Raw genomic sequence first — 16,888 nt, 5'->3', positions numbered from 1 at the left:
CCGTCGGCGCGTCAAGCCGCCCGCGGTTTCTGCGACGCCAGCCGATGCCCCAGCCATGCCATCGGCAGGTAGGCGAACACCAGGTCCACGACGGTGAACCAGAGCGGCGAGGGCAGCATGGCGACGGCGGCGATGCCGCCGATCAGGAAGAGCGCGCCGACGACCCATGCGGGGCCGCAGGTCCGCCCGGGCGTGGCCAGTGTCGCGACGAACGCGCCGACCAGCGTGCCCACGGCGTGGGCCAGGAACGGGAACAGGAAGTGCTTCGGCTCGAACAGCGGCATCGCCGCCTTCAGGCCTTCGGTCGTGGTGGTGTCGACGCCGGCCGGCGGCGGGATCACGTGGCCGCTGAGCATGACCAGCGCCATGTTGACGATGCTGCCGACGAACAGCCCGGCGATGACGGCCAGGATCAAACGGAACACACGCTTCATGACAACCTCCGGCAAGGATGCGAGGGACTGCCCGTCGGCGTGGGGCCGGCCGTGACTGCGAGCGACTATAGCGGAGCTCTGGTTCAGGCGCCTCCTGAGGTTTTCGATGGGGTCCTTACCACGCAAACCCTTCCTTCCAGTCGCTTCGGGGCAGCCACGTGGTCTGGTTGGGCGTTGCGGCATCGATCTGGCCGGCCGCCACGCTGCGGGCCACCGTCGGTTCGATGTCCGAGAAACGGGCCGCGCGCGTGCCGATGCCGGCGCCGATCTGGTTGTTGTGGATGTCCATCTGGTTGGATCGTTTGCCGCGCCGTTCCATCACGCCGTTCACCAGGTCGATGGCGCGCGGGTCGAGCGTGTAGGCCACGACCGCGCTGGCGAGGGTGTGCCGGTACGCATCCAGTGGGCCATGGCGGCCGCCCGGCAGCGGGCTCTGCAGGACGTGGGACCAGGTGTAGATCAGGACGAAGGCGGGGTAGGCCGCCAGGACCAGCGCGACCAGCACGAACCTGCGCCACCGCGGGCGCTTGCGTTTCGATGGCGTCATCGGGACCGTGATCAATAATCGGTGGGTTCGACCACCACCGCGGTGCCGTAACACAGCACCTCGGTAAGGCCGGCCATCACGTCGGTGGCGTCGTAGCGCACGGCGACGATCGCGTTGGCGCCCAGTTGCCGAGCGTGCTGCAGCATGTCGCGGTACGTCTCGTCGCGGGCTTGTTCGCAGAGTTCGGTGTAGATGGTGATGTTGCCGCCGAACAACGACTGCAGGCCACCGAGGAAATTGCCCACGATCGACCGCGATCGCACGGTGATGCCGCGCACCATGCCCAGGTTGCGGCGGATGCGATAGCCGGGAAGTTCCAGCGCGGTAGTCACCATCGCATCGTTGAGCGACAAGGTGGTGGTATGCGGCGCGGTAGGCGAAGGGGCGTAGGCGGACGACGAGTTGTACGGGTCGGTCACGGCAGTTCCTGATGCGGTTTCGGTAAGAAGTATGTGTCAGGCGCGCAGATGCTGGCCCAGCTCGATGACGCTGGCCTGCCACGCATGGAAATCGTCGGTGTCTTCCCACAGCTCCCGGAGTTCTGAGTGCTCGGCCAGGATGCGGGCGAGCGCGTCGCGCGCCTGGGTGGCGAGCGCGGCATCGATGGTGGGGCGGATGCGCGCCAGCCACTCGGCCAGGCGGCCTTCCTGTTGCGCGGCCGGGGTGGGGCACCCCTGCGCCGCGGCCACGATCTCCGCGGCCACGATGGCCACCGTGGCATCGGGCGCTTCCACGTACTCGGTGGAGGTCAGCACGTTGTCGAACACCTCACCGAGCAACGACAAGTCGCCGCTCTTCAATGCATCGATCATGAAATCCGCCGCGTCGTCGTTCTCGAACGAGCCGATGCCCCAGGTGCCCATGCAGATCTCCAGTGGATTGTCGTCGGTTGGTTTTCGTCAGACGTACGGGCGGCCATCGAGGTGGTTGAAGCGCTAGATCTCGTCGTTGAAGTCATTCGCCTCGATGTGCGTCGGCAGAAGGGGCAGCAATGCTCACGGCACTCGCCCGCCACGCGCCGCAGTGAACAGCGCATACCACTCCTCGCGCGAGAGCTGCACCGCATCCGCGGCGGCGCAGGCCACCAGCCGCACCGGGTCGGTGGTGCCGACGATGGGCTGCAGGCCGGCGGGATGGCGCAACAGCCAGGCCAGTTGGATCGCCTCCGGCGCCACGCCCTTGGCATCGGCCAGTTGGCGCAGCAGCGTCGAGGTCTCGCGGATCACCGGGTCGGAGAACTCGGAGGTGGTGGCCAGTTTGCCGCCGGCCAGCGGCGACCACGCCTGTACGCGGATGTCATGCAGGCGCGCGTGGTCCAGCGTACCGGCAGCCGAGGCATAGGCATGGCCGGTGGTGTTGGCGACCACGCCCTCGTCGATCAACGGCAGGTGCAGCAGGCTGATTTCCACCTGGTTCGCCACCAATGGCTGCCGCACATGGCGGCGCAGCAGGTCGATCTGGCCGGGCGTGTGGTTGCTGACACCGAAGTGCCGCACCTTGCCGCTGGCGTGCAAGGCGTCGAAGGCCTGCGCGACGTCTTCCGGCTCCATCAGCGCATCGGGGCGGTGCAGCAACAGGACATCCAGGTGCTCCACGCCCAGGCGCGCAAGGCTGCCTTCCACCGAGGCCACGATGTGCGCGCGGCTGAAGTCGTAGCGGCCCGGCGTGCCGGGCGGATCGTCGGCGAAGCGGATGCCGCACTTCGATTGCAACACCATCTTTGCGCGGAGGGCGGGTGAGCCGCGCAGCACGTCGCCGAAGATTTGTTCGGATTTTCCGCGGGCATAGATGTCCGCATGGTCGAACAGGGTGATGCTATGGGCCAGCGCGGTTTCGACCAGCCGTTGCGCGTTGCGGCGTTCATCCGCCGTGATCGGCGAGGCATCCCAGGCGCGGCTCAGGTGCATGCAGCCGTAGCCGATGAGGGACGTGGTGAGGCCATCGGCCAAGGGATAGGTCTTCATCGGCGGCACGCGCAGGACGGAGCCGGCATCATGCCAGAGCGTCGCGGCGCATCAGGCGCGCGGACGTTCGGCGGCGAGCATCTGCGCGAGGACATCGGCGTCCGCGGGACGCGCAAGGTGGTAGCCCTGCACATCGTCCACCCCGAGCGCCTGCAGGGCCGCCAGTTCGGAAGCCGTCTCCACGCCTTCGGCGACCACGTGCGATTGAGTCTGACGTGCGAACTCGATCAGCGCCGCCGCCAGCGCACGGCGCGGCGAATCGGTATCGATGTCGCGGGTCAGGCTGAGGTCCAGCTTGATGATGTCCGGATGGATCGCCAGCACGTGCCGCATGCTGGCGTAGCCCGCGCCGGCGTCGTCCACGGCCACGCGCACGCCGGCTTCGCGCAGCGGCGCCAGGCGCTTGTTCAGCAGACCGTAGTCGTCCACCAGCGAATGCTCGGTGATTTCCAGCACCACGCGGTGCGGGTCGAGATCGTCGATATAGCCGTCGATGCCGCCGCTGATGATCGTCTGCGGCGACACGTTGAGCGCCACGTAGAAGTCGCCCGGCATGTGGCGAAGACCATCGAGCGCGGACAGGATGGCGTTGAGCTCCAGGCGCACGCCGAGGCCGATCTCGCGTGCCTCGGCGAACCACACGTCGGGCGTGCGCTGGGGTTCCAGCCTGAAGCGCGACAGGCATTCGACGCCGACGATGCGGCGTTCGCTGCTGCGGTAGATGGGCTGGTAGACCACGTGCGGCTGGCCCATTTCCAGTACCGCGGTGATGCGCGCGACTTTCTCCTCGTGCGCCTGCACGGCGTCGAGGTCGCCGTCGATCTGGTAAGCCAGCAGGTCGGCGAAGGCCCGCATCATGTGCAGGTCGCGCTGGCTGAGGGAAAGATTGGCGGCCAGGCTGAAGCAGCAGAACGTGCCGTAGACACGACCATCGCGCAGCTGGATGGGCACGCTGAGATGGGCGCCGATGGGAACCAGTGCGGTTTCGGGGATGTGTTCCAGCAAGGGCACGGCGCCGGTGTCGGGAATCAGCTGCGGGATCTGCCCCTCGACCACGCGCATGCAGTAGCCCTCTTCAAGCGGGCTCGAATCGCCGGGACGGATGGGGGCGGGGTCCAGTCGGCTGGCGACGTGGCGGAAGACGCGGTCGCGGCCGTTGAACTCGGAGACGAAGGCCACGTCCATGTCGAGGTGGCGTCGGACGGCATCCAGCATGCGGTCCACATTGCGGCCGATGGCGGCGGCACCGGGGCCACCGTCCAGCCAGGCATCAGACAACAGCTCGTCGTGGATTCTTCGATCGATCAAGGCTTCCTCCTGAAGACAGGCGTACGACGAAGTGGAACAGCCGTCGGGCCTGCCCCCGCCGCAAGGGCGGACGGGGAGGATGGCGTGGGGACAGAAGGGCACAGGCCACGCCGCGGACCTCTCGGCAGGTCCGAGTGTACCTTCATGTCACATAAGGGGAAGTGCCGGGGCGGCTCAGGCCACGAACGGCTTGAATGCCACGCCCAGGCCCTGCATGTCCTCGGGTTCGCCCAGCAGGTCCGAGCGCAGCAGGGGGCGGGCATCGATCCATTTCTTGCTGACCACCAGGTCCAGGCGGTCGCCCTGGGCGGTTACGTCCAGGCGCGGGATGATTTCGTTGTCGTGCGAGCGGTGCAGCAACACGGCCAGGCGGAGCAGTGCGGCCTTGCGCTTGGCGCTCAGCAGCAGGCGATCGGGTAGAGCATCGAACGCATTTTTCGGGATGCCGCGCCGGTGCGTGCGCACGAGCGCCGACAGGACTTGCTGCTCCTGGCGGGAGAAGCCTTCGATATCGGAATGCTCCAGCAGGTAGGCACCGTGCACGTGGTACTGGCTGTGCGCGATCACCAGGCCGATCTCGTGCAAGCGCGCGGCCCAACCGAGCATGCGCGCGTCGTCGTCGTCCAGGCCCCAGCTCTGCTCGACCTGTTCGAACAGGCGCATCGCCGTGGCCTCCACGCGCGCGGCCTGGAACTCGTCGATGCCGTAGCGCTGCATCAGCGCCGCAGTGGATAGGTCGCGCGGATCGTTGTCGCCGCCGCGGCCCAGCATGTCGAACAGGATGCCTTCGCGCATCGCCGCCTTGCTGACCATCAGCCGCTGCAGGCCCAACGCTTCGAACGCGGCCTCCAGCACCAGCACGCCGCCGGCGATGATCGGCCGGCGGTCGTTGGACAGGCCGGGAAGATCGATGTCCTCGATGCGGTCGGCCTGCAGCAGTTTCTCGCGCACCTGCGGCAGCGCCTCGGCGGTGACGGCGCCCTTGGTGAGCTTCATCGCCGCGCAGATCTCGCCGATCGCCTTGTTGGTACCGGAAGAACCGATGGCTTCCTGCCAACCCAGGCCGCGGTAGAGGCCGGCGAACTGTTGGAACTCCGCGCCGATCTCGGTCAGGGCTTCCTTCCAGCGCTTGCGCGAGAGTTTTCCGCCGGGAAAGAACCGGCGTGTGCTGGCGATGCAGCCGGCCTGCAGGCTTTCGCGCTCGAGCGTCTCGAAGCCGCGGCCGATGATGAATTCGGTGGAGCCGCCGCCGATGTCGATCACCAGGCGGCGCTGGCCGGCTTTCGGCGGCTGGGAGTGCGCGACGCCGAGGTAGATCAAGCGCGCTTCTTCGCGGCCGGACACCACTTCGATCGGCTTGCCCAGCGCGGCTTCGGCCGCCACCAGGAACTCCTGGGGCTCGCGCAACTGGCGCACGGTATTGGTGGCGAGTGCACGCACGCGCGTGGCGGGAATGTCGCGGATGCGCTGGCCGAAGCGCGACAGGCAGTCGAGCGCGCGCTGGCGCGCGGCGGCGGACAGGCCGCCCTTGCCATCCAGGCCGTCGGCCATGCGTACGGTTTCGCGCAGGCGATCCACCACGCGCAACTGGCCGAGCAGCGAGCGCGCGACCACCATGTGGAAGCTGTTGGAGCCCAGATCGATCGCGGCCAGCAGGTCCCCGTCCTGGAGCGGTGGGGAGGTGGGGGAGTTCAGGGGCGCCATGCGGTCAGTTTAGCGGGTGGGAATGCGCGATGGTGCATCGCGATGGCGTCGATGCACCGAGGCAGGCGCGTCCGATGGTCGCATCACACCTTCGCGAGCAAGATGCCCTGGGCCGAATGCGGGGCATCGTCGCCCGGCGTCAGCTTGAGATAGCTGCCATCGGCCTGCAGTTCCCACGCGTTGCAGTTGTCGTCGAGGTAGTTCTGCAGGCCTTCCTTGAACACGCGGGTGGCGAGGTCCTTGTCGAGGATCGGGAAGCAGGTTTCCACGCGGTGCAGCAGGTTGCGCTCCAGCCAGTCGGCGCTCGCGCAGTACAGCTCCGGGGTACCTTCGTTGCCGAACCAGTAAAGGCGGCTGTGCTCCAGGAAGCGGCCGACGATGGAGCGCACGCGGATGTTCTCGGAGATGCCCGGCACGCCGGGGCGCAGCGCGCAGGCACCGCGCACGATCAGGTCGATCTTCACGCCGGCCTGCGAGGCCGCGTAGAGCGCACGGATGATGCGTGGCTCGTTGATCGCGTTGATCTTGGCGATGATGTGCGCGGGCTTGCCGGCTCTCGCCAGCTTCGCTTCGCGCTCGATCTTCTTGATCAGGCCGGGGTGGAGCGTGAAGGGCGATTGCAGCAGGCGCTTGAGCTTGGTGGTCGGCGCAAGACCGGAAAGCTGCTGGAACAGCAGGTGCACGTCGTTGCCGATGTCCGGATCGGCGGTGATCAGGCCGATGTCGGTGTAGGCGCGCGCCGTGCCGCTGTGGTAGTTGCCGGTGCCCAGGTGCACGTAGCGGCGCAGCTTGCGGCCCTCGCGACGGACGATCAGCAGCATCTTGGCGTGGGTCTTGTAGCCCACCACGCCGTAGACGACCTGCGCGCCGGCTTCCTGCAGGCGGTCGGCCACGCCGAGGTTGGCGTCCTCGTCGAAGCGCGCGCGCAGTTCCACCACCACGGTGACGTCCTTGCCGTTGCGCGCAGCCTGGACCAGCGCATCGACGATGGCCGAATCCTTGCCGGTGCGGTACAGCGTCTGCTTGATCGCCAGTACTTCCGGATCGACGGCAGCCTGCTTGATCAGCTCATGCACCGCCGCGAACGAATCGAAGGGATGGTGCAGCAATACGTCGCCATCGGCGACCTTCTCGAAGATCGCATCGCTGTCGCGCAGCGTGCGAGGGGTGAAGGCGGGGTACTTCAGTTCCGGGCGCTGCACCAGGTCGTACACCTGGATGACACGGTTGAGGTTGACCGGCCCGTTGATCGGGTAGACCGCGTTGTCGGGCAGCGCGAAATTCTGCAGCAGCGTGCGCACGATGGGCTTGGGGCAATCGTGGGCGATCTCCAGGCGCACGGCGGGGCGGTAGCCGCGGCCCACGAGTTCGTCGCGCAGGGCCAGCGCCAGGTTCTCGACTTCCTCCTCGTCGACCACGACCTCGGAGTTGCGGGTCACGCGGAACTGGTAGGAACCCTTGACCTCCATGCCGGGGAACAGTTCGTCCACGAACACCGACAGCACGGACGACAGCAGTACGAAGTCGTTCTCGCCGCCCGATACGCGCTGCGGCAGGTGGATGATGCGCGGCAGCGAGCGCGGCGCGCGCACGATGGCCAGGTGGCCGGCGCGGCCGAACGCATCCTTGCCTTTCAGCACGACCACGATGTTCAACGACTTGTTGAGGATCTTCGGGAACGGATGCGCCGGGTCCAGTCCCAGCGGCGAGAGCACCGGCATGATTTCGTTGCGGAAGTAGGCGCGCAGCCAGCGGGTCTGGCGCGCATTCCAGCTGTCGCGGCCGAACACGCGCACGCCGGCTTCGGCCAGGCCCGGACGCAGCACGTCGTTCCAGCACTTGTATTGCGCGTCGACCAGTTCGGCGGCGCGGTCGTGGATCTTGTTGAGCACGGTGGCCGGGCTCATGCCGTCGGCGCCCGGCGGCAGGCCGAAGTCCTGCGCGTGTCGCACGGTGGCGGCGCGGATCTCGAAGAACTCGTCCAGGTTCGTGCACGAGATGCACAGGAAGCGCAGGCGCTCCAGCAGCGGCACCGACGGATCCTGCGCCTGCGCCAGCACGCGGAAGTTGAAATCCAGCTGGGACAGTTCGCGGTTGAGGTACAGCGCGGGATCGCGCAGCACGTCTTCACCGGTCAGGGCGGTGGGCGTCGTGTCGAGGGCGGCATTCATGCGGTCTGGTCCGTCAGGGCGGGGGTTGAAGCGTCCAGGCGGGGTTCCACGCGCTGTGCGCCGAAATGCACGGAAAAGATACTGCCATGGCCGACTTCGCTTTCGATCTCGAGCCGCGCCTGATGCAGGTTGAGCACGTGCTTGACGATGGACAGGCCCAGGCCGGTGCCGCCGCTCTCGCGCGAGCGGCTGGTCGATACACGGTAGAAACGCTCGGTGATGCGCGGCAGGTGCGAGGACGGAATGCCGTAGCCGGTGTCGCGCACGCTGAGCACCGCGCCGTCGCCTTCGCGCGCGAAGCGGACGGTGATGGTGCCGCCTACCGGGGTGTAACGCACCGCGTTGCTGACCAGGTTGGAGAACGCGCTGTGCAGTTCCTTGTTCGATCCCGACAGGTCCACGCCGGCTTCGTCCTGGATCACCACGGTATGCCGGCGGTGGCTCAGCGCTTCGGCCTCGCGACGCAGCGTGGCCAGCATGGGCGCCATCGCGACGTTCTCGTCGGGCAGGCTCTCCTGCGCTTCGAGGCGCGACAGGGTCAGCAGGTCCTCGACCAGTTGGGTCATGCGTTGCGACTGCTTCTGCATCTCGGCCAGCATCGGCGCCCAGTCCGGGTATTCGGTGGGTTCGAGCATGTCGAGGTAACCGTGCACGACGGTCAGCGGCGTGCGCAGTTCATGCGAAACGTTGGCGACGAAGTCCCGCCGCATCTGCTCCAGGCGCAGCATCTTGCTGACGTCGCGCGCGACCAGCAGCCAGTACTGGTCGGAGTAGGGAATCAGGCGCAGGTTGAGGCGCAGGTCCGGGTCCACCGGTGAGGCGGCATCCAGCATCGGCTCGGCGTTGCGGCCGGCGGCGAGCCAATGCGACATCGGCAGCGGCTGCAGTCGGTCACCGACCGGTGCGCCGATGTCGGTGGGGTACTGCAGGCCGAGCAGGCTGCTAGCCGCCTTGTTGAACCACTGCACGCGCTGGCTGTTGCGTTCCACCACCACGACGGCGTCAGGCAGGGCGGCAGCAGCGGCGCGGTAGGCGCGCAGCATGTCGAGCAGGCGGCGCTTGCGGGTGCGCATCTCGGCCTGGCCGCGGAAGAGCAGACGGTCGAGTTCGTTCCAGACGCCCTGGCCCTGGGCGGGTTCCAGTCGCTGCCGCGCGGTCAGTCGCAGCAGCACTTTGCGCAGCCGCCAGTAGTGCCAGGCCACTACGCCCAGTGCGGCCAACGTGACCACGGGCCATACCTGGCCCAGCAGCAGGCCGACCACCACGGCCAGCGCGAGGATGCCGGCCAGTTGGCCTAGCGTCTTGAACCACGCGGAACGGATGTGGTGGGGCATGGATCGATTGTAGGCAGATATGTATGACAGCGACGCGCAGGCCGGGGCCTGCGGCTTACATCGCCGCGGAGAACCGGTAGCCGGAGCCGCGGACCGTCTGCACCATGTTCTCCAGGCCATGCGGTTCGAGCGTCTTGCGTAGGCGTCGGATGTGCACGTCCACGGTGCGCTCTTCCACGTATACGCTGCCGCCCCAGACGTGGTCCAGCAGCTGAGTGCGGGAGTACACGCGCTCGGGATGGGTCATGAAGAAATGCAGCAGCCGGTACTCGGTGGGGCCGATCGGCACCGGCGTGTCGCCGGCGAACACGCGATGGGCGGCACCGTCGATGCGCAGGTTGCCCACCGACACGCTGCCGTCCTCGTCGTCGTCGCGCGAGCGGCGCATGACGGCGCGGATGCGGGCGAGCAGTTCACGGGCCGAGAAGGGCTTGACCACGTAATCGTCCACGCCAGCTTCGAGGCCACCGACACGGTCGTTTTCCTCGCCGCGGGCGGTGAGCATGATGATCGGCACGTCCCGGGTCATGGCGTCCTTGCGCCAGCGGCGGGCCAGCTCCAGGCCGCTGGTGCCGGGCAGCATCCAGTCCAGCAGGATCAGGTCGGGGACGCGGTCGGCGATGGCGTTCTGGGCCTCGCGGGCGTCACCGGCGTGGATGGGCTCGTATTCGCCCTTGCGCAGGGCGAAAGCCACCATGTCGCGGATGGCGGGTTCGTCGTCGACGATCAGGATGTGCTTCTGCACGCGGCGTCCGGTGGCGTGGGGGTCTGCGCCAGTAGACGACAATTTTATGACGATTACATGACGTGCCAGCGGGCTGTCATAACGTCGCCGGCGCGGTTCAGCGGCGTTCGACGTCCGGGTCGCGGATACCCTGCCGGCGCAGTTCCAGCACCTCGGGGGTGATCGCGGCGATGCGGGCGTCGACCCGGGCGCGGGCGTAGTAATCCAGATCGCTCTGCTTCTTGAGATTCTGAAGCTGGATCAGGGCCTGCTCGGGGCGTCCGTTGAGGTAGGCGGCCTCCGCATAGGCCTCGCCGGCCCGGGCCATGTCGCCCGCCAGTTCGTTGGCCCGGGCGAACTGCTGCTGGAAGACCGGGTCGTCGCCGGCCCGCGCCATGAGGGGGCGCAGCACGGCCTGCGCCCGGCGCCCGGCGGCGGCGCCGCCCTGTTCATTCAGTACCTTGGCGTAGGTCAAGGCCACCGGGCGGCTCTGCGGCAGGCGCTGGACCAGGGCATCGAAACGCCGGTTCGCGGCGGCGGTATCGCCGGTCCGGGACTCGGCCTCGCCCAGGGTCAAGGACACCCACAGGCTGTCCGGATGATCGTCCTCGAGCTTGCGCAGTTCGGCCAGGGCCGTGCGGACGTCACCGCCCTGCAGGTGGGCGACGGCCAGGCCATAGCGCTGCGGGCCGCCCAGCGGCTTGCCGGTCTGGCGGCGCAGGGTTTCGTACTCGCGCACGGCGGCCGACGGGGTGTCTGCACTGAGTGCGCGGAGGCGCTCGCGTGCCCAGTCGAAATCGCCGGTCCCGCCTTGGCTAAAAGCGAGCGAGGGCAAGGTGACCGGAACCGGCAGCAGAGGATTCGCGCTGCGTGTCTCGGGCAGCGTGATGCCGCGTCGGTCGAACCGTTCCACACGTTCGCCACCCGGAACGGCGGTGACGGTCGTGACCTGCTCGCCGCGCAACTGATCCGCGCGCTGGCGGGCTTCGCTGATGCGGGTCGTGGTGACCGGGTGGGTCTGCAGGTAGTCGGGGACCGCCTCGCGACCGCTGCCTCGCGCGACGCGGGTGGCCTGCTGCAGTTTGGAGAAGAAGCCTGCCATCGCATCGATGTCGTAGCCGGCACGCGACAGCGTGCGGATGCCCACGCGGTCGGCCTCGGATTCGTTGGAACGGGTGTAGTCGATCTGCCGCTGCTGCATCAGGCCCATCGCCGATGCGATGGCCGCCTGTGAGGCATCGCCGCTGGAGCTGCCACCGGCCGCCTGTGCCAGCACGATGGCGCCCAGCATGCCCAGCAGGATCGGGATCTGGTCGCGCTGCGCCCGTTCCACCCCGCGCAGCACGTGTTGCTGGGTGACGTGGGCGATTTCATGGGAGAGCACGGCGGCCACTTCGTCCTCGCGGTCGGCCGTCAACACCAGGCCGGCGTTCATGCCGATGTAGCCGCCCAGGGTGGCGAACGCATTGATCTGGCGGTCGCGCATCATGAAGAACGTATACGCCTGCTGGGGGTTGTCGCTGTCGGCGCCGAGCCGGCTGCCGACGGTCTGCAGCCAGTCCGTGACCAGCGGGTCCTCCAGCAGGTAGCCATAGTTGCGCAGCTCGCGCAGCATCATGCCGCCGTATTGCGCCTGGCGCGCCGGGGTGAGCAACTCGCCGGCGGAAGAACCGATGTCGGGTAGCCGGCTGTCCTGCGATGCCGCCAGCGGCGCTGCGAGGACGAGGGTCAGGGCAGTGGCGAGCAGCAGTGGGCGCAAATCGAAGCTCCGTGGCGGATAATGGCGCCGTCATCAGAATGACCGGTCATCGATCCGGGCGAGTGAATACGTGGTTAACCGGGCCAGTACCGGTCCGCACTGTTCCACGTCCCCGGCTGTAACACGACCCGGTCGCCCCGATATTGGTTGGGACCGCAGTAAGTCCTTTTCGTTCCGGAGATCTCCCTTGAGCGACACCCCGCAAGGCGCCACCGCGCCGGAAATCACCCTCTACAGCACGGCCATCTGTCCGTACTGCGTGGCCGCGAAGAACTTCCTGAAGAGCAAGGGCCAGACCTGGACCGAGGTCCGCATCGACCTGGACCCGGCCGAGCGCGAGAAGATGATCGCCAAGGCCAAGCGCACCAGCGTGCCGCAGATTTTCGTCGGCGATGTCCACGTGGGCGGCTATGACGACATGATCGCGCTGCACCGTGCGGGCAAGCTCGACGCGCTGCTGGCGGGGGAGGCCGCATGAGCGCTGCCGACGACAGCCAGGACCGCGTGAAGGCGTTCACCGAATTCCGCCAGCGCATGAACAAGCGCATCCTGGACGAACCCAACCAGGTCGTCCGCCGGTTCTTCGCACTCGACACGCAGACCTACCAGGAAGGCGCGCTGGACGTGAAGACCAAGGAGCTCTTGGGCCTGGTCGCCTCGATGGTCCTGCGATGCGACGACTGCATCAGCTATCACGTCGCGCAGTGCAAGGAAGCGGGCGTGACCCGCGAGGAATTCTTCGAGACGTTCTCCGTCGGGCTCGTGGTGGGGGGCTCCATCGTCATTCCTCACCTGCGCCGGGCAGTGGATTTCCTCGACCAACTGGAAGGCGGCGACACCGCTGCCCCGGCCGCGCACGACCACGGCTGAGCCGATCCTGCAAGCCCGCGCACAGGGCCTCCGACCATCGTCGATTTGGGGCCCCGAGGGGGCCTCGGGCATAATGGCGGGCACAGACCTTCCCCTTTGCGCCCGTTCCGGCCCCGGCCCGCGCGCGCCCCTGTTCGGAAACCCCACTCAATGACCCAGACGATTACGGTCATCCGCGGCGACGGCATTGGCCCGGAGATCATGGACGCCACCCTGTACGTGCTCGACGCCCTCAAGGTCGGCCTGACCTACGAAGAGGCCGATGCCGGCATGGTCGCGCTGGAGAAGCACGGCGACCTGCTGCCGCAGGCCACCCTGGATTCGATCCGCAAGAACGGCGTGGCCCTGAAGAGCCCGCTGACAACGCCGGTGGGCGAGGGCTTCAGCTCGATCAACGTGGCCCTGCGCCGCCACTTCGACCTGTACGCCAACGTGCGTCCGGCGAAGTCGTTCCCGAACACCAAGTCGCGCTTCCCGTCGGGCGTGGACCTGATCACCGTGCGCGAGAACACCGAAGGCGCGTACATCGGCGAAGGCCAGTCCATCTCGGAAGACGGAGAGACCGCGCTGCTGACGCAGAAGATCACCCGCAAGGGCTCCGACCGCATCGTGCGCTACGCCTACGACCTGGCCCGCAAGACCGGCCGCAAGAAGGTCACGATCGTCCACAAGGCGAACATCCTGAAGACGACCTCGGGCCTGTTCCTGAAGGTCGCGCGCGAAGTCGCCGCGCAGTACCCGGACATCCAGACCAACGAGATGATCGTGGACAACACCTGCATGCAGCTGGTGATGCGTCCAGAGCAGTTCGACATCATCGTCACCACCAACCTGTTCGGCGACATCATCTCCGACCTGTGCGCCGGCCTCGTCGGCGGCCTGGGCCTGGCCCCGGGCGCCAACATCGGCGTCGATGCGGCGATCTTCGAAGCCGTGCACGGCTCGGCCCCGGACATCGCCGGCAAGGGCGTCGCCAATCCGTGCGCGCTGCTGCTGGGCGCAGCCCAGATGCTGGACCACCTGGGCCAGCCGGAGAAGGCCGAGCGCCTGCGCGCGGCCATCATCGCCACGCTGGAAGCCAAGGATTCGTTGACCCCGGACCTGGGCGGCGAGGGCACCACGATGACGTTCGCCAAGGCGATCGCCAGCCGCGTGTAAGCACGGCCACATCGCGGCAAGCACGAACGGGACGCTCAGCGTCCCGTTTTTGTTGGCCCCTGTCCCATCCATGGGGTTGGACGCTAGGCTGGTGGCACGCACAATCCGCGACCCCACGCAGAAGGCCTTGCCATGTCCGTCCGTCCCAGCGCGCTCGCGCTGACCCCGTTGCTGCTGTTTCTCGCCCTGTTCTTCGGTGCGGGGCTCTATTACACCGAGCAGGGCGACGCGATGGGCTTCTATCGCCTGCACGCGCCGGTGGCGATCCTTCCCGCGATCGCGCTGGGCCTGTGGATCGCGCATCGCGCCGGCATCAAGGCGATGGATACGCTGCTGCAGGGCATCGGCGACAGCAACATCATCCTGATGTGCCTGATCTTCCTGCTGGCCGGCGCCTTCGCGATGGTCACCAAGCAGATCGGTGCGGTGGATGCGGTGGTCGCACTGGGCGTGGGTGCGCTGCCGCCGGCGTTGATCCTGCCGGGTTTGTTCCTCGTCGCGGGCTTCCTCTCGCTCGCGGTCGGCACCTCGATGGGCACCATCGCGGCGGTCACCCCGATCGCGTTGGGCGTGTCCGATGCTGCAGGCATCGATCGCGCGCTGGTGGTGGGCGCCGTGCTGGGCGGTGCGACGTTCGGCGACAACCTGTCGGTGATCTCGGACACCGCCATCGCCGCGGCGCGCACGCAGGGGTGCACCGTGCGGGAGAAATTCCGCGAGAACGTGAAGATCGCCCTGCCAGCCGCGCTGCTGACGTTGGTGGTGCTCGCAGTCGTCGGGGATGCCTCCCCCGTGGAAGCTGCCGAACCCTCGTCTCCCTGGTTGGTGCTGCCTTACGTCCTGGTACTGATCCTGGCGATCACCGGCCTGGACGTGCTGGTCGTATTGACGATCGGATTGGTGGTGGCGGGGCTGTTCGGGCTGTGGTTCGGGCCGGCCGACTACGCGTTGCCCAACTTCGCCGACGATATCTATGCCGGTTTCGAGGGCGTGGTGGAGATCACCTTGCTGGCTTTGTTCATCGGCGGCCTTGGCGCACTCATGAAAGCGAGTGGCGGCTTGGACTGGCTAGCCCGGCAGATCACGCGCATCGCCCGCGGAAACACCGGTCGCCGTACCGGCGAGTGGTGCATTGCCGCGCTGGCTTCGCTGACGGACGTGTTCACGGCCAACAATACGGTTGCCATCCTGATCAGCGGCGGTGTGGCCCGCGACATCGCCGAACGCCATGACGTTCCGCCTGCGCGCGCGGCTAGCGTGCTCGATATCTTCGTCTGCATCGTGCAGAGCCTGCTGCCGTACGGTGCGCAAATCCTGCTGGCGGCGTCCCTGGCCAGCCTGTCGCCGCTGGCGCTGATGGGAAAGGTGCATTACTGCTGGTTGCTCGCCGGCGTGACCGTGCTCTTCATGGTCTGGCCCTCGCGGCGGGGCAGGGTCGCCACCGCATAAGAAAGGGCGCCCTAGGGCGCCCTTTTCGTTTCGGGACGACGGTGGATATCAGTCGCGCGACTGCAGCTTAGCCAGCAGGCGCAGGAACTCGATGTACAGCCACACCAGCGTGACCATCAGGCCGAACGCGCCGTACCACTCCATGTACTTCGGCGCGCCGGCTTCGACGCCGGACTCGATGAAGTCGAAATCGAGCACCAGGTTCAGCGCAGCGATCACGACCACGAACAGGCTGAAGCCGATGCCGACGATGCCCGACTCATGGATCAGCGGCATTTCCTTGCCGAACAGGCGCAGACCCATCGACACCAGGTAGACCAGGGCGATGCCACCGGTCGCTGCGACCACGCCGAGCTTGAAATTCTCGGTGGCGCGGATCAGGCCGCTGCGATAGGCCACCAGCAGGGCGCCCAGCGTGCCGAACGTCAGCAGCACGGCCTGGAACACGATGCCCGGATACTTCAGCTCGAACACCGCCGAAATCGCACCGAGGAAGAAGCCCTCCACCAGCGCGTACATCGGCGCGGTGACGGCCGACCACTCCTTCTTGAACACGGTGACCAGGGCGAGGATGAAGCCGCCAATGGCGCCGCCCAGAGCGTAAATCATGATCCCCGGCGCCACAGTGGCGACACCATCGGGGCCGGTGACGACCGACTGCGTCCAGGCGAAGGCGGCCGTCAGCACCGACAGCAACAGCAGGATGCCGGTTTTGTTGACGGTGCCATTGAGCGTCATCGTGCCGCCCTCGCGCGACACCACGCTGCCCGTGCCGAGGTCGAGGAAGGTGGATTCCTTCAGTGCCGGATTGCCGCTGCGTATCATGGTTCCCTCATGTGGTCATCGGACTTCTGTCCCCAGCCGACGAGCATATCCCAAGCGGTGCTCCGTCATGTTTCGTTTGACAGCCGGGCCCGGTGTTCCGACAATACGCGGCCTCGTTGGCGTCCAGACGCCACGCCGGGACCCTCGTCGGGGTATAGCGCAGTCTGGTAGCGCATCTGCTTTGGGAGCAGAGGGTCGGGGGTTCGAATCCCTCTACCCCGACCAGCCTGATGTACTGCCTTGGCGTAACCGACAGGGTAGGGCGAGAATCCGGACCGGGCGCCCGTAGCTCAACCGGATAGAGCACCGGCCTTCTAAGCCGGCGGTTACAGGTTCGAGTCCTGTCGGGCGCGCCACTTACCGGTGTGCGGCGACAGGAGAAAAAGCTTCAGTGGTGGCTGTAGCTCAGCTGGTTAGAGTACTGGATTGTGATTCCAGATGTCGGGGGTTCGAGTCCCCTCAGCCACCCCACTGATCCACGAATTCCCGCACTCGCGGGGGTTCACACAAAAAGAAGATGCGGTTACACTACGCAGCCAGTTTTTCGGGGCCGTTAGCTCAGTTGGTAGAGCAGTTGACTCTTAATCAATAGGTCCAAGGTTCGAATCCTTGACGGCCCACCAAACCCGAAAACGCCCGGC

At 67.1% G+C, this 16,888-nt stretch carries 16 protein-coding genes and 4 tRNA genes; 8 read left to right on the top strand and 12 right to left on the bottom strand.

Features of this window, described 5'->3' with window-relative positions:
* Nucleotides 1-11 precede the first annotated feature (11 nt).
* The 11 genes from BM365_RS04115 to BM365_RS04065 form a co-directional block, all read right to left on the bottom strand.
* Nucleotides 12-434: a hypothetical protein gene (locus BM365_RS04115; RefSeq protein ID WP_093486826.1), complete on the bottom strand. Its 423-nt coding sequence runs from the start codon at nt 432-434 to the stop codon at nt 12-14.
* Between the two features lie 115 nt (nt 435-549).
* Nucleotides 550-981: a hypothetical protein gene (locus BM365_RS04110; RefSeq protein WP_093486824.1), complete on the bottom strand. Its 432-nt coding sequence runs from the start codon at nt 979-981 to the stop codon at nt 550-552.
* An 11-nt stretch (nt 982-992) separates the two neighbouring features.
* Nucleotides 993-1,400 (bottom strand): YbjQ family protein, encoded by a 408-nt coding sequence (locus tag BM365_RS04105; RefSeq protein ID WP_175502035.1) that lies wholly within the window; start codon nt 1,398-1,400, stop codon nt 993-995.
* A 36-nt stretch (nt 1,401-1,436) separates the two neighbouring features.
* Nucleotides 1,437-1,844, bottom strand: coding sequence for a DUF4259 domain-containing protein (locus BM365_RS04100; protein ID WP_093486822.1), 408 nt, complete (start codon nt 1,842-1,844; stop codon nt 1,437-1,439).
* A gap of 132 nt (nt 1,845-1,976) precedes the next feature.
* Complete coding sequence (locus tag BM365_RS04095) at nt 1,977-2,945, bottom strand: aldo/keto reductase (protein ID WP_093486820.1); 969 nt, start codon at nt 2,943-2,945, stop codon at nt 1,977-1,979.
* 51 nt (nt 2,946-2,996) lie between these two features.
* Nucleotides 2,997-4,253 carry a sensor domain-containing phosphodiesterase gene (locus BM365_RS04090; protein WP_139227316.1) on the bottom strand — a complete coding sequence of 419 codons (1,257 nt, stop codon included), beginning with the start codon at nt 4,251-4,253 and terminating at the stop codon, nt 2,997-2,999.
* 174 nt (nt 4,254-4,427) lie between these two features.
* Nucleotides 4,428-5,957 carry an exopolyphosphatase gene (gene ppx / locus BM365_RS04085; RefSeq protein ID WP_093486816.1) on the bottom strand — a complete coding sequence of 510 codons (1,530 nt, stop codon included), beginning with the start codon at nt 5,955-5,957 and terminating at the stop codon, nt 4,428-4,430.
* Between the two features lie 83 nt (nt 5,958-6,040).
* Nucleotides 6,041-8,128 carry a polyphosphate kinase 1 gene (ppk1, locus tag BM365_RS04080; protein ID WP_093486814.1) on the bottom strand — a complete coding sequence of 696 codons (2,088 nt, stop codon included), beginning with the start codon at nt 8,126-8,128 and terminating at the stop codon, nt 6,041-6,043.
* Nucleotides 8,125-9,462 carry a phosphate regulon sensor histidine kinase PhoR gene (gene phoR / locus BM365_RS04075; RefSeq protein WP_093486812.1) on the bottom strand — a complete coding sequence of 446 codons (1,338 nt, stop codon included), beginning with the start codon at nt 9,460-9,462 and terminating at the stop codon, nt 8,125-8,127. Before phoR ends, ppk1 begins: the two co-directional genes overlap by 4 nt.
* Before the next feature lie 55 nt (nt 9,463-9,517).
* Complete coding sequence (gene phoB / locus BM365_RS04070) at nt 9,518-10,207, bottom strand: phosphate regulon transcriptional regulator PhoB (RefSeq protein ID WP_056881464.1); 690 nt, start codon at nt 10,205-10,207, stop codon at nt 9,518-9,520.
* A 97-nt stretch (nt 10,208-10,304) separates the two neighbouring features.
* Nucleotides 10,305-11,945, bottom strand: coding sequence for a M48 family metalloprotease (locus BM365_RS04065; protein ID WP_093486810.1), 1,641 nt, complete (start codon nt 11,943-11,945; stop codon nt 10,305-10,307).
* A 187-nt stretch (nt 11,946-12,132) separates the two neighbouring features.
* On the opposite strand from BM365_RS04065, the gene grxC reads away from it, so the two are divergent.
* The 4 genes from grxC (at nt 12,133) to BM365_RS04045 (ending at nt 15,422) form a co-directional block, all read left to right on the top strand.
* Nucleotides 12,133-12,423, top strand: a complete 291-nt coding sequence (gene grxC / locus BM365_RS04060) for a glutaredoxin 3 (protein WP_175502034.1) — start codon at nt 12,133-12,135, stop codon at nt 12,421-12,423.
* The gene (locus tag BM365_RS04055; protein ID WP_093486806.1) at nt 12,420-12,815 is read left to right on the top strand and encodes a carboxymuconolactone decarboxylase family protein; all 396 of its coding nucleotides are present in this window, start codon (nt 12,420-12,422) and stop codon (nt 12,813-12,815) included. The genes grxC and BM365_RS04055 overlap by 4 nt, the downstream gene beginning before the upstream one ends.
* Before the next feature lie 150 nt (nt 12,816-12,965).
* Nucleotides 12,966-13,973, top strand: a complete 1,008-nt coding sequence (locus BM365_RS04050; RefSeq protein ID WP_093486804.1) for an isocitrate dehydrogenase — start codon at nt 12,966-12,968, stop codon at nt 13,971-13,973.
* A 132-nt stretch (nt 13,974-14,105) separates the two neighbouring features.
* The gene (locus BM365_RS04045) at nt 14,106-15,422 is read left to right on the top strand and encodes a Na+/H+ antiporter NhaC family protein (RefSeq protein WP_093486802.1); all 1,317 of its coding nucleotides are present in this window, start codon (nt 14,106-14,108) and stop codon (nt 15,420-15,422) included.
* Between the two features lie 48 nt (nt 15,423-15,470).
* On the opposite strand, the gene BM365_RS04040 is transcribed toward BM365_RS04045, so the two are convergent.
* On the bottom strand, nt 15,471-16,244 hold the full coding sequence (locus BM365_RS04040; RefSeq protein WP_093489469.1) for a Bax inhibitor-1/YccA family protein: 774 nt from the start codon (nt 16,242-16,244) through the stop codon (nt 15,471-15,473).
* Between the two features lie 151 nt (nt 16,245-16,395).
* Between BM365_RS04040 and BM365_RS04035 the strand changes: the two genes are divergently transcribed.
* The 4 genes from BM365_RS04035 (at nt 16,396) to BM365_RS04020 (ending at nt 16,870) form a co-directional block, all read left to right on the top strand.
* Nucleotides 16,396-16,472 (top strand) — tRNA-Pro (locus BM365_RS04035).
* Between the two features lie 54 nt (nt 16,473-16,526).
* Nucleotides 16,527-16,603: transfer RNA gene (locus BM365_RS04030), tRNA-Arg, on the top strand.
* A gap of 38 nt (nt 16,604-16,641) precedes the next feature.
* Nucleotides 16,642-16,718 (top strand) — tRNA-His (locus BM365_RS04025).
* 76 nt (nt 16,719-16,794) lie between these two features.
* Nucleotides 16,795-16,870, top strand: a tRNA-Lys gene (locus BM365_RS04020).
* Nucleotides 16,871-16,888: the final 18 nt, after the last annotated feature.

Origin of the sequence: Pseudoxanthomonas sp. YR558 (assembly GCF_900116385.1) — a bacterium.
Classification (GTDB): domain Bacteria; phylum Pseudomonadota; class Gammaproteobacteria; order Xanthomonadales; family Xanthomonadaceae; genus Pseudoxanthomonas_A.
This window is presented reverse-complemented; position numbering and strand designations above follow the sequence as displayed.